The following is a 13219-nucleotide window of genomic DNA, read 5'->3' on the forward strand; positions in this document are numbered from 1 at the left end:
TCCTTACGGATTTATCAGCCTCCTGTCAGGGTCAGTCACCACCCATGGAGGCAAGGAACTTGTTTAAGTGTGACTGAAAAAATTGACGCGTAACTATACCCCCCCACGCAATAAAACTCAAGGGAGGAAGAGAATAAAATACGCGCAGTGTTATTTTACAGAAATACGCTGACGCATTGCTTCAAATAAACAAACTCCGGTTGCCACGGAAACATTTAATGAAGAGACTGAGCCTGCCATAGGAATACTGATTAACTCATCACAATGTTCGCGGGTTAAACGGCGCATTCCTTCACCTTCAGCCCCCATAACCAAAGCTAAAGGCCCTGTGAGTTTGCTTTGATATAATGTATGATCCGCTTCCCCCGCGGTGCCAACAATCCAGATGTTCTCTTCTTGTAATAAGCGTAAAGTACGTGCCAGATTGGTTACACGGATCAAAGGTACGCTTTCTGCAGCACCACAAGCGACTTTTTTCGCCGTGGCATTTAATTGAGCTGAGCGATCTTTTGGTACAATGACTGCGTGAACACCAGCCGCATCAGCACTACGTAAGCATGCCCCTAAGTTGTGTGGATCAGTCACACCATCTAACACTAATAGAAAAGGTGTACCTACTTCAGCTAATAAGTCCGGTAAATCTTGTTCTTGGTACTGACGACTAGGTTTTACCTTAGCAATTATCCCTTGGTGAACCGCACCTTCAGTTTGATTATCTAACCATTGGCGATTAGCAACTTGAACTAAAATCCCTTGTTCTTCCAACGCATGGATCACCGGCATTAAACGACGATCTTCGCGTCCTTTTAACACATAAACTTCTTTAAAACGTGTCGGATCACGCTCAAGCAGTGCTTTTACTGCGTGAATACCATAAATAATATCTTCGCTCATAGCGGTTGTTACTCGTTAAAAAATAAAAGGCACAATAACAGATAAAAGGCGGAAAATCCGCCTTTTTAATAGGAGTCAAACAGTGAATGACTTCGTTGTATAACTACGCTTTAGTGCGTTTCGCCGCACGTTTGGCTTTTAATTTCGCCTCTATCTTTTTGGTTTGTGCAGAGGCTTTTTTGCGTTTAGTACTCGCCTTGTCCTTCGCAATTTTCTCTTTAATGACTTTATCTTTACTCTGTTTTTCTTTACTTGATTTACCTTTTCTAAAGGCACTATCAGGTTCAAAGTTTTTGTCTTTGCTGGCATCACGACGACGAGACTTACTACTGCTCGCATTTTTCTTGTCTTTTCCCCCTTTTAACGCACGAACACGTGCTGTTTTCCCGGGGTTACGTGCTTTACGTGTTGTTGAAATCAATGAGAAGTCAATAGTACGTTCATCCATACTGACCGCTTCAACTTTCACTTCAACTTCATCACCCAGACGATACACCTGACCGGATGACTCACCAATTAAACGCTGTCCAACATTATCAAATTGATAGTAATCATTATTTAATGTGGATACATGAACAAGACCATCAATAAATAGATCGTTTAAGCGCACAAAGAAACCGAAACCAGTGACACTGGTAATAATACCGGTAAATTGCTGACCAATTTGATCAAGCATGAAATCACATTTCAGCCAATCAGCCACATCACGGGTTGCTTCATCCGCCCGACGTTCAGTTAAAGAGCAGTGCTCCCCTAATTGAAGCATGGTATCCATATCACTATGATAGCCCCCCGTTGGGGTCCAGCGTTGTGAGCCATGGCCTTGCTGTTTCGCTATCTGGTATTTAATAGCACGATGTAATGCTAAGTCAGGATAACGACGGATGGGGGAAGTGAAGTGAGCATAAGATTTTAATGCTAAACCAAAGTGACCTCGATTTTCAGGATCGTAAATTGCCTGTTTCATGGAGCGCAATACCATGGTTTGTAGCATTTCGTGATCTGGACGCTCTTCGACTTCTTTCATGACCCGCGCATAATCGCCTGGCTCCGGTGTTAATCCTCCCGGTAATGTTAAACCCAGTTCATTAAATACCGAACGTAAATTCATTACGCTCTCTTCTTTGGGTTTATCATGCACACGATATAACGCAGGCTCTTCATTTTTCTCAACAAAACGCGCCGCCGCAATATTGGCTAAAATCATGCACTCTTCAATTAATTTATGTGCATCATTACGTACAACCGGTTCGATACGATCGATACGACGTTCTGCATTGAAAATAAATTTCGCTTCTTCCGATTCAAAACCAATGGCACCACGCTGTTCACGCGCCTTATCGAGGGCTTGGTATAGCTCATAAAGGTGCTCAATATCTTTTACGATCGGTTGGTAGTGCTCACGTAACTCTTCATCACCTTGAATGATTTTCCATACTTTGGTGTAAGTCATTCGCGCGTGAGAGCTCATTACGGCTTCATAGAATTTATAAGATGAAAGGCGCCCCTGCTCAGAAACGGTCATTTCACAAACCATACATAAACGGTCGACTTGTGGATTTAATGAACATAATCCATTCGACAGTACTTCTGGCAGCATAGGGACAACTTGAGATGGGAAATAGACCGAATTGCCTCGGCTACGCGCTTCTGTGTCTAATGCAGTTTGAGGGCGTACATAATAGCTCACATCTGCAATTGCTACCCATAAACGCCAGCCCCCGCCTTTTTTACGCTGGCAATAAACGGCATCATCAAAGTCTCGCGCATCTTCACCATCAATGGTAATTAAAGGGAGATCACGCAAATCAACGCGGCCTTGTTTCGCTGACTCTGGCACATCCTCTTTTAAATCAGCGATTTCTTTTTCTACTTTAGGTGGCCAAGTATGAGGAATTTCATGGGTGCGTAGTGCAATTTCTACCGCAATTCCCGTCCCCATAGTTTCACCTAAAATTTCAACAATGCGTCCTACCGCTTGAGTACGCCGTGTTGGTCTTGTGGTAACTTCAACCACCACCACATTCCCCATACGTGCGCCCATGATATCTTCTTTAGGGATAAGAATATCAAAACTTAAACGGCTATCGTCAGGTACCACAAATCCCATACCTGACTCAATAAAATAGCGCCCAACAATTTGGCTGTTTCTGGGTTCAAGAACACGAACGACGCGACCTTCTCGACGCCCTTTTCTATCCATGCCTAGGGGTTGCGCTAAAATCACATCACCATGCATGGTTTTTTTCATTTCATCTTGTGAAAGATAGAGATCATCCTTTTGGCCTTCCGCACGTAAAAAACCATAGCCGTCACGGTGACCGATAACTTTACCTTTCCAAAGATCGAGGCGTTCAGGTAAGGCATAACACTGACGTCGAGTAAAAACTAACTGACCATCTCGTTCCATAGCCCGTAAACGACGACGTAATGCTTCCAGATTTTCTTCACCTGAAATTTTCAATGCCTGCGCGATATCTTCACGGCTCATCGAGGCCGGACGTTTCTTCATTTCTTCTAAAATAAATTCACGACTAGCAATTGGAGAGGCGTATTTTTCGGCTTCTCTATCCTGAAAAGGATCTTTGGACATTATGACCTCCAAGCTATCAGAATGATGAAATTGTCGACTCAAACATCTTCTAATAACAATTTATATAAGGGGCTGTTGTTTTCTACCAATTCAGCCAGTGTATGACGGTCTAGCTCTTTCAAAAACTGTTCTATCGCTTGATTTAATACAAGTTTTAATCGACAAGCTGGGGTGATATGACAAAACTCAGCACTACAGTTAACCAGTGAAAGCGGCTCTAAAGCACGAACGACCTCGCCGACAATAATATCAGCGGCAGGTTTACCTAAGCGTATACCACCATTTTTTCCACGTATCGCTTCGACAAATCCCATATGACTTAGCTGATTAATAATCTTAACCATATGATTACGTGACACACCATAGACCTGCGTCACTTCGGTGATGCTCGTCATTTTGCCTTCTGGCAATGAAGCCATATATATCAACGCCCGCAATCCATAATCTGTAAAACTGGTTAATTGCACAATGACCTCTGAAAAGTAAAACTCCCAGTTAAAGAAGTTAAAGGATAAATAATGAGTAATGAGAATATCATTTTATTAAGCAATATTATGTTTAATTTTTGGACATTTAGCAAAGATATACTCAAAAGTCCGCGCTTTTAGGCTTACTCACCACAACCATTAAAATAATAGCGATATCACAGGCAAAGAAAAAGCGATCCTGTCGCTTTTCAACAGATCGCTTCTCTTAGTTGACAACAAAATAACGTTATCTTATTTCACTTCTGACCATAGCCCTAAAACAAAAACGCAACCGAGCGGGAAACTGTTTCTCGTTTTATTGCTAATCAACATAGTGACTCAGTTCGGCTTTGTTACAGATACGAAAAAATCGCCCCTGTCATTTTCAGGGACGATTTTCACATCAAACCAATTAATACAATAAATTATGCATCAAATGGATGACGGAGAATAATCGTTTCTGAACGATCTGGACCTGTAGAAACAATATCAACAGGCACACCAGTTAACTCTTCAACGCGTTTAATATAATTTAACGCAGCTTGTGGTAACTGTGCTTTATCTTTAACGCCGAAAGTGCTTTCGTTCCAGCCAGGCATAGATTCATAAATAGGCTCAATACCTTCCCAATCATCTGCTGCTAATGGTGTAGTTTCAATCACTTCGCCATTTGGTAAGCGATAACCTACACACACTTTAACTTCTTTCAGACCATCTAAGACATCAAGTTTGGTCATGCAGAAGCCTGACAATGAGTTGATTTGAACAGCACGGCGGATAGCAATAATATCTAACCAACCAGTACGGCGACTACGACCTGTTGTTGCACCGAACTCTTGGCCTTTTTCACGCAGGAAATCGCCGGTTTCGTCAAATAATTCTGTAGGGAATGGACCTGCACCAACACGGGTAGAATAGGCTTTAATGATACCTAATACATAACCAACATAACGAGGACCTAAGCCTGAACCTGTTGCAACACCACCTGCGGTGGTATTTGAAGAGGTGACATACGGATAAGTACCGTGATCGATATCTAATAGAGTACCTTGCGCCCCTTCAAACATCACTAACTCACCTTTTTGTGTTGCTTTGTAAAGTAAGTCAGAAACATCAACAACCATCCCAGTTAAGATATCAGCGATCGCCATGATATCGTCTAAGGTTTTTTGGTAATCAACAGGCTCAACTTTGTAATAATTAACCAGTTGGAAATTATGGTATTCGATGATCTCTTTAAGCTTCTGAGCGAATGCTTTTTTATCAAATAGATCACCAACACGTAAACCACGGCGTGCGACTTTATCTTCATAAGCAGGACCAATACCACGACCCGTAGTACCAATCGCTTTCTCACCACGCGCCTTTTCACGGGCGTTATCTAATGCAATGTGATAAGGCAGAATTAATGGGCAAGCTTCTGACAGCAGTAGACGTGAACGAACAGGAATACCACGCTCTTCGAGCTGTGTCATTTCTTTCATCAGTGCTTCTGGCGATAATACGACACCGTTTGCGATGATGCTGACAACATTTTCACGAAGAATGCCTGATGGGATTAAGTGGAGAACGGTTTTTTCACCGTCAATGACTAGGGTGTGACCTGCGTTATGTCCGCCTTGGTAACGAACAACATACTTAGCGCGTTCTGTCAGCAAGTCGACGATCTTGCCTTTGCCTTCGTCACCCCATTGGGTGCCTAATACGACAACGTTATTACTCATTTCAAAATACACTCGGTTGCTTAAAAAAGGATTCTACCATCTCAATTCAAGAGTTACAGTAGATTTTATCTAATTATGCCATCCCCGCTTTTAAGCAATAGATTATCTTGCCATTGTCAATATTTTTGCCCGAAAAAACCACATCACAAGATATTTGTGATTTTTATCAACAGTTTTGATCGCAAAAACAGGAAGCAGAGTGACATAAAAGTGAAAATGGCTAAGAAGACGCCTCGGGATTGCCGAAGGTTTATCTTGAAATGCAATTTTCACTTTATACTATCTCAGCTAAAGGCAATTTGGAAATGGTTGCGAGCGATTTTTCGTTTCATTCAATAATAAAAAACGATTTTCTTTATTTGTTTTAATTCTATCTGCTTGATTAAAAGCTAAAAAAATCCCCTAAGTTTTATCTTAGGGGATGATTATTTATTTTGTTGAACGATGACGATTACTCTTCAATCGCTCTCGCTTTAGTTGGTGCTTTCATATAGCGTAAGAAATCGCTATCTGGACTTAACACCATGACGTCATTACCGTCTTTATTAAAGCTATTCTCATAAGCACGTAAGCTACGGATAAACGCATAGAAGTCAGGATCTTGACTGAATGCATCAGCAAATAGTTTAGTTGCTTGCGCATCCCCTTCACCTCGAATACGTAACGATTCACGCTCCGATTCAGCTAAGGTTTCTGTCACTGTTTTATCTGCCGCAGCACGGATTTTCACCGCTTCTTCTTGACCTTGTGAACGGTGACGACGAGCAACCGCTTCACGCTCTGCACGCATACGTTGATAAATGGCTTCAGAAACTTCCATTGGTAAGTTGATTTGTTTGATACGAACATCAATCACTTCAATACCTAATGCCGCCATACTGTTCATATTGATAGCAGGGGCTTTACCTTTGGTCTCTTCTGCCACTTTCTTCGCAGCAATAGCAATAGCATCATCTGCATCGCTTTTATCGCGAGAAGGTGTACCTTCATTCAACGCATTACGTACATCAATGGTTAAACGACCACGTGAATCAGTGATAATTTGGTTTACACTCATACGACCAATTTCAGAGCGTAAACGGTCACTAAATTTACGACGCAATAAGGTTTCTGCTTGCATCGTATTACCACCACCAGTAGCTAGGTAGTAAGTACTAAAATCACTGATACGCCATTTCAGATAAGAGTCAACTAACAAGTCTTTGTTCTCACCTGATAAGAAGCGATCTTGCTGGATATTCATCGTTTGGATACGCGCATCCAGTTTTTTCACATTCTCAATAAATGGAATTTTAAAGTGAATACCCGGTTCATAAACGACCGGTTTATTTTCACCATCACGTACCACTTTCGAGAAACGTAAAATAATACCGCGTTCATATTGTTGCACGACAAATACTGAGGAGTACAACAACGCTAAAATAATAACTGCAACAACAGCGATAACTTTACGCATGATTATTGTCCTCCTTGATTAGAGCCATAAGGCTGACCATAACCACCACTATTATTGCTACCATATCCACCGTTACCATAAGTTGTTGCTGGTTTCTGAGTAGGTGTTGTGTTGGTACTTGGCGTAGGGGTTGAAATACGCGCAGGTGCCTCTGTGACACTATTAAATGACGTTGGCGCTTTTGGTTGCTGGCGTAACATTTGCTCTAAAGGCAGAACCAACATACTGTTACCTTTGTCATTGGCAATGACTTTACGTGTTTTCGACAACACTTTTTCCATTGTTTCAATATACAGACGCTCACGAGTAATTTCCGGTGCTGCGCGATATTCAGGTAAGATTTTGGCGAAACTCGCCACCTCACCTTCTGCTTTCATCACCACACTCGTTTTATAAGCGGTTGCTTCTTCAATCATACGTTGTGCGTTACCTTTCGCTAATGGTAACACTTCGTTTTTATAAGCCTCAGCCTGACGAATGGTTTTCTGCTCTTCTTCTCGTGCCGCAATTACGTCATCGAATGCCGCTTTTACCGCTTCTGGTGGGCGAGCAACTTGGAAGTTGACGTCCACAATGGAGATCCCCATTTTATAAGGGCGGATCGTCTCTTCTAATTCTTGACGGGTTTGATCACGAATTTCTGAACGGTTCGATGTCAGGATCTTTTCCATTTCTGAACGACCAATTACACCACGGACGGCACTGTCTGTCGCTTGTCCTAGGCTATTCATTGGCGTTGTGACATTAAAGAGAAATGCTTCTGGATCTGAGACAACATATTGAACGTTTATCTCAACTTGAACCATGTTTTCATCTGATGTCAACATCATGCCACCCGTAGTTAAATCACGGATGGTTTTTACGTTGACAGGCTGAACTTCATCAATGAAAGTCGGTTTCCAGTTTAAACCAGGCTCGACGATTTGGTAAAATTTACCGAAACGAGTCACAACACCTTGTTCGGCTTCTTTAATGGTATAAAAACCACTGGCAGCCCAAACGACAACCACAGCACCTAATGCAAGAGAAACTAATACGTTTCCAGTATTACCACGAGGTCCGCCATTTTGCCCAGAAGAGGAGTTTCCTCCTTTTTTACCACCGAAACCGCCAAGTTTTGCACTCAGTTTCCGGAACAAATCATCGAGATCTGATGCTTTACGATCCCGACCTCCTTGATTACCGTTAGAGTTCCCGTCGCCGTTATTATTACCGCCGTTTCGGTTCCCCCACGGGTCGCGGTCTTGTCCGTTGTTACCGGGCTGATTCCACGCCATGTTCTAGCTCCATTATTATGATTAGATTTATCAGGCTTAAGAGCCGATTTCATCGCCAGCTCTCAGTTAATGTTCTTTAGTATGGCCAATTATCAGACCGCGTAATCCAATAAAGTAGGCTCCTGCTTGCAAAGTCGATGCCAGTCTACCATAGGCATTCGGGTGATTAGCCCAACTTTACCGTCTTTTTCAATCCATTCACGCTCAATAGCCTGTAATTGATAAAAACGGCTACGTAATCGCCCTGCTTCTTCTGGCGGTAAACGCAATTCAACGTGTGCGATCTCACCTGAAAGGCGCTCTGTCAACGCCTGATATAACAGAGGAATACCTTCACCTGTTTGTGCAGAAACCCAAACCCTAACAGGTAAATTATCTTCATTTCGATCAATTCTTGGGGTGAAGTCCTCAAGAAGATCAATTTTATTCATCACATACAGTGTCGGTATCTCGTGAGCATCAATCTCTTCTAATACATTTTCAACTGCATGAATGTTCTCTTCAAAACGGCTATCAGCGGCATCAATAACATGAAGAAGCAATGTCGCTTCACGTGTTTCTTGTAGCGTTGCCTTAAATGCCGCCACCAGATCATGAGGTAGATGTCGGATAAAACCAACCGTATCAGCTAACACCACGGTACCAACATCATCGACCTGAATTCGTCTTAAGGTAGGATCCAGTGTCGCAAACAACTGATCAGCAGCATATACATCAGCACAGGTTATACGATTGAATAAACTCGACTTACCCGCATTGGTGTAACCCACCAGAGATAACGTTGGAATATCAGCTTTACTTCGCGCTTGTCGTCCTTGTTCACGCTGACGTTCAACTTTGCCTAGACGCATTAGAATTTGACTAATTTTGCCTCTGAGCAAACGTCGGTCCGTTTCAAGCTGTGTTTCGCCAGGGCCACGTAATCCAATCCCCCCTTTTTGTCGTTCTAAGTGTGTCCACCCTCGAACTAAACGGGTTGATAAATGACGTAACTGAGCGAGTTCTACCTGTAGCTTTCCTTCGTGAGTTCTTGCTCGTTGAGCAAAAATATCGAGGATAACTCCCGTGCGATCAACTACACGACATTCACAAAGTCTTTCCAGATTTCGTTCTTGTGCCGGTGAGAGTGCGTGATTAAATAACACCACATCTGCACCACTCGCTTTTACTGCTTCTGCGATTTCTTCCGCTTTACCTTCTCCCACATAATATTTGGAGTGAGGCGCTCTACGGCTCCCTGTAATAATTTGAACTGGTTTTACACCGGCAGATGTCACCAAAGATTCAAACTCTTGCAAGTCATCAATATCCTTTTCTTGCGAAAAGAAAACGTGCACTAAAACGGCTAATTCGCCACCTTCATAACGATCAAACAAAGGCGAAACCTCATGGACTTTATAAAAACAGGAAAAACATAGGTAAAGTCTCCCTACCTATGTTTTTATTATATTAAGAATAATATTTGATAATTATTCTGCAACATCATCCTGCTGAGTCGCGTTACCGCCACTGTAATTTGTACCCGCTTGGTTGGTACCTGTATTGCTATGATGAGAAACAGGACGAGAAGGTACTACGGTAGAGATAGCATGTTTGTATACCATCTGACTAACAGTGTTTTTCAGCAGAATAACAAATTGGTCAAAAGATTCGATCTGACCCTGTAATTTAATGCCGTTTACCAAATAGATTGAAACAGGGACCCTTTCACGACGTAATGCGTTCAGAAAAGGATCTTGCAAAGATTGCCCCTTAGCCATTCTATGTTTTCCTTATTTTGTTGTTTTATACTAGAACCTAATGGTTCGAAAAAATGAACTACTCAAAAATTGCACTTTAGCAACTATCAATTTTACACAAACCTACCATCTATGCACTAACTACCTGCAAAACAGTGTTAAGAGACTGTTCAAAATCTTCACTATCTAACCAATGAACATCATGCCAACCTCTTAACCAAGTGATTTGTCGCTTCGCTAATTGCCGGGTAGCGCAGATCCCTCGATAAACCATCTCATCATAGTCGATTTCGCCGGATAAATATGACCACATCTGGCGATAGCCGACACAACGTATAGAAGGTAAATCTTCATGCAGATCGCCCCGTTGGTATAATGATTTTACTTCATCTTCAAAGCCACACGTTAACATCTGTTTAAAACGTGCATCAATGCGTTGATGAAGTACATTTCTATCTTTCGGAGCAATCGCAAACTGATAAACATCATAAGGCAATGCTTCGCCTGATATTTGAGTTAATTCTGTCATCGATTTACCTGAAATCAGGTAAACTTCCAGTGCACGAGAAAGGCGTTGAGGATCATTAGGATGGATCCGTTTGGCCGCAACTGGATCGACGGATGCTAGCTCTTGATGAATTGCCTCCCACCCTTGTTCGGCTGCTTTTTTTTCGATTTCAGCACGAATTTCTGGATTAGCACTGGGCAAAGGCGATAAGCCTTCTAATAACGCTTTAAAATATAGCATAGTCCCGCCCACTAATAGTGGAATTCGTCCTGCAGCCGTAATTTCTTCCATTGCTTTTAACGCATCTTTACGAAAGTCTGCGGCAGAATAAGGTAATGCGGGATCTAGAATATCAATTAAACGATGTGGTGCAAGCGACTGCTCTGTCTCATCCGGTTTTGCAGTACCAATATCCATACCACGATAAATAAGAGCAGAATCAACACTAATAAGATCAACGGGTAGTTTTTGTCTTAGCGCAATGGCTAATGCGGTTTTACCAGAGGCTGTTGGCCCCATCAGAAAGATTGCTTTAGGTTTTATTTGCGTTTTTACTTCGCTCATTATTCAGTGCCGCTACCACAGGTTGTAATTCTATTAATTGTAATAAGTTTTTGGACGGCTGTCTGACATATTGTGGACATAATCGTTCAATATCAGCCAATAATCCTACTGCCTGAGCCTGTGACCAAACACCCGACTCATGACTTAACTGTTTTGCTAACCAATGCCCAATTTGTTGTTTAGAGCATAATTTTTCTGTTGCCAAATAAGCTAATAGCTTTGTCAGTAATACAGGTAAATTTTGCTGTCGCAACGGCAACGAGACCGCATGGATCGTCGCTTTACCATGAGAGATGTCAATAACAATCCCAAAATCACTGATTAACGCCTGAAACTGCTTAAATGTATTAATTTCATCTTTACTGAGTGTGACTTTTAAAGGCACTAGCAAAGGTTGGGGTTTCAGATTTTCATTTTCTGGCAATAACTGGGCACATTTTAACAGAAAATCAGCTTCTTCCAATGCTAACAGCCCTAGACCTTGCGAAGATTCAATTAACGCATATTTCTGCTGATAAATCGCCAATACCCGGCCAAAAGTATAATCTGTTTGCGCTGCGCTGGCATTAACAGAACGAGGCACCACTGAAATTACATTTGTTTCATTGTTATTAGTTGTATGACCAACATCAACTAAATTCAATGGGGGACGAGGGGGAAATAGGGGTATTTTTTCTTTATTTTCAACATCGCTCGCACTTTCTTGCATCATTTTTTGATAAAGCATGCCTTGCGTACGTTGATAACTCTCACCAAACTGACGTGTATCTAGCGTTTTTTGGGGACTCTTTTGCGTATCTGTTAACCCTTTTCCTGCACTTCCTTGGTAAGCTCCCGTGCTCTTTTTTTGCGTAGATGAGGTTACTGGTGCTTGATAAGGCTGCGAAAAAACATTTTCTCCCGCAACTTGGCGATTTTCAGGAAATGTTGTGGCAGTTAAAGCCCCATTATCCTCTTCATCTAAAGATAACGTATCTTCTGTAACCTGCCTTAACACACTCAGGACAGCTTGATAGATAAAATCGTGTACTAAGCGCGATTCGTGAAAACGCACTTCATGTTTGGCAGGATGCACATTGACATCCACTTGATGAGGGTCGACGGTTAAATAAAGCACATAAGAGGGTTGCTGTTCACCTTGCAAATAACCTTCATATGCTTGACGAATAGCATGGTTAATCAATCTATCGCGCATCATGCGCCCATTGACATAACAGTACTGTATTTCACTGCTTTGCACTGGAGCTAAAGGATGCTCTACCCAGCCTTTTATTGCCAGATCACCATGCTCCCACGTCAGTTGCATTGCTTGATCAACAAAATGATTACCACAGATAGCACTTAAACGACGATGATGCTGATGAGTTTCTTTCGCAGCGCGATATTGACGCACCCGCTTACCGTTGTGGGTTAAATTAATTGACACATCAAAGCGGGATAAGGCTATACGACGTACTACTTCATCTATATGACCAAACTCTGTTTTTTCGGTACGTAAAAATTTACGTCTTGCAGGAGTGTTATAAAAAAGATCGAGCACTTCAACTGTGCTCCCCACCGGATGTGCTGCTGGCTTGACTGCCACTGTCATATCACGCCCTTCGGCGTAGGCTTGCCAAGCCTCCTCTTGAGATGCGGTACGAGATGTTAAGGTTAAACGTGATACAGAGCTGATACTGGCTAAGGCTTCACCACGAAACCCCATGCTCATAATGGCTTCAAGATCATCCAGTGTCGATATTTTGCTTGTTGCATGGCGAGCAAGTGCTAACTTCAAATCATCACGGGAAATGCCGCATCCATTATCGCGGATACGAATTAGCTTAGCGCCACCTTTATCGATATCGATATCAATTGTTGTCGCACCCGCATCTAAGCTGTTTTCAAGTAACTCTTTAACAACAGAAGCGGGTCTTTCAACGACTTCCCCTGCTGCAATCTGATTTGCTAACTGAGGAGGTAATAAATTAATCGCCATTACCTTATCCCACGTTTAT

Annotated in this window: 10 protein-coding genes; all 10 read right to left on the reverse strand. The window is 42.2% G+C overall.

Annotated features, from left to right (window positions below; genetic code table 11):
* Nucleotides 1–150 precede the first annotated feature (150 nt).
* The 10 genes from rlmB to mutL all read right to left on the reverse strand — a co-directional run bounded on the left by rlmB (nucleotide 151) and on the right by mutL (nucleotide 13200).
* Nucleotides 151–882 carry a 23S rRNA (guanosine(2251)-2'-O)-methyltransferase RlmB gene (rlmB, locus tag ACYUCW_RS02170; RefSeq protein ID WP_170827695.1) on the reverse strand — a complete coding sequence of 244 codons (732 nt, stop codon included), beginning with the start codon at nucleotides 880–882 and terminating at the stop codon, nucleotides 151–153.
* A gap of 115 nt (nucleotides 883–997) precedes the next feature.
* Nucleotides 998–3487 carry a ribonuclease R gene (gene rnr / locus ACYUCW_RS02175; RefSeq protein ID WP_460408175.1) on the reverse strand — a complete coding sequence of 830 codons (2490 nt, stop codon included), beginning with the start codon at nucleotides 3485–3487 and terminating at the stop codon, nucleotides 998–1000.
* 38 nt (nucleotides 3488–3525) lie between these two features.
* Nucleotides 3526–3954 (reverse strand): nitric oxide-sensing transcriptional repressor NsrR, encoded by a 429-nt coding sequence (nsrR, locus tag ACYUCW_RS02180; RefSeq protein ID WP_004249627.1) that lies wholly within the window; start codon nucleotides 3952–3954, stop codon nucleotides 3526–3528.
* 425 nt (nucleotides 3955–4379) lie between these two features.
* Entirely contained in the window at nucleotides 4380–5678 is a 1299-nt protein-coding gene (locus ACYUCW_RS02185) for an adenylosuccinate synthase (RefSeq protein ID WP_004249629.1), read from the reverse strand.
* A gap of 451 nt (nucleotides 5679–6129) precedes the next feature.
* Nucleotides 6130–7134 carry a protease modulator HflC gene (gene hflC, locus ACYUCW_RS02190; protein ID WP_004246288.1) on the reverse strand — a complete coding sequence of 335 codons (1005 nt, stop codon included), beginning with the start codon at nucleotides 7132–7134 and terminating at the stop codon, nucleotides 6130–6132.
* A 2-nt stretch (nucleotides 7135–7136) separates the two neighbouring features.
* The gene (gene hflK, locus ACYUCW_RS02195) at nucleotides 7137–8411 is read right to left on the reverse strand and encodes an FtsH protease activity modulator HflK (protein WP_460408176.1); all 1275 of its coding nucleotides are present in this window, start codon (nucleotides 8409–8411) and stop codon (nucleotides 7137–7139) included.
* Nucleotides 8412–8503: 92 nt separating this feature from the next.
* Nucleotides 8504–9787: a ribosome rescue GTPase HflX gene (gene hflX, locus ACYUCW_RS02200; protein ID WP_460408177.1), complete on the reverse strand. Its 1284-nt coding sequence runs from the start codon at nucleotides 9785–9787 to the stop codon at nucleotides 8504–8506.
* A 93-nt stretch (nucleotides 9788–9880) separates the two neighbouring features.
* Entirely contained in the window at nucleotides 9881–10171 is a 291-nt protein-coding gene (gene hfq / locus ACYUCW_RS02205) for an RNA chaperone Hfq (protein ID WP_004246291.1), read from the reverse strand.
* A gap of 109 nt (nucleotides 10172–10280) precedes the next feature.
* A complete protein-coding gene (gene miaA, locus ACYUCW_RS02210; RefSeq protein ID WP_460408178.1) occupies nucleotides 10281–11222 on the reverse strand; it encodes a tRNA (adenosine(37)-N6)-dimethylallyltransferase MiaA in 942 nt (313 codons plus the stop codon).
* The gene (gene mutL / locus ACYUCW_RS02215; protein ID WP_004253034.1) at nucleotides 11191–13200 is read right to left on the reverse strand and encodes a DNA mismatch repair endonuclease MutL; all 2010 of its coding nucleotides are present in this window, start codon (nucleotides 13198–13200) and stop codon (nucleotides 11191–11193) included. Before mutL ends, miaA begins: the two co-directional genes overlap by 32 nt.
* Nucleotides 13201–13219 lie beyond the last annotated feature (19 nt).

The sequence above is a fragment of the Proteus sp. MB838 genome (assembly GCF_054767435.1).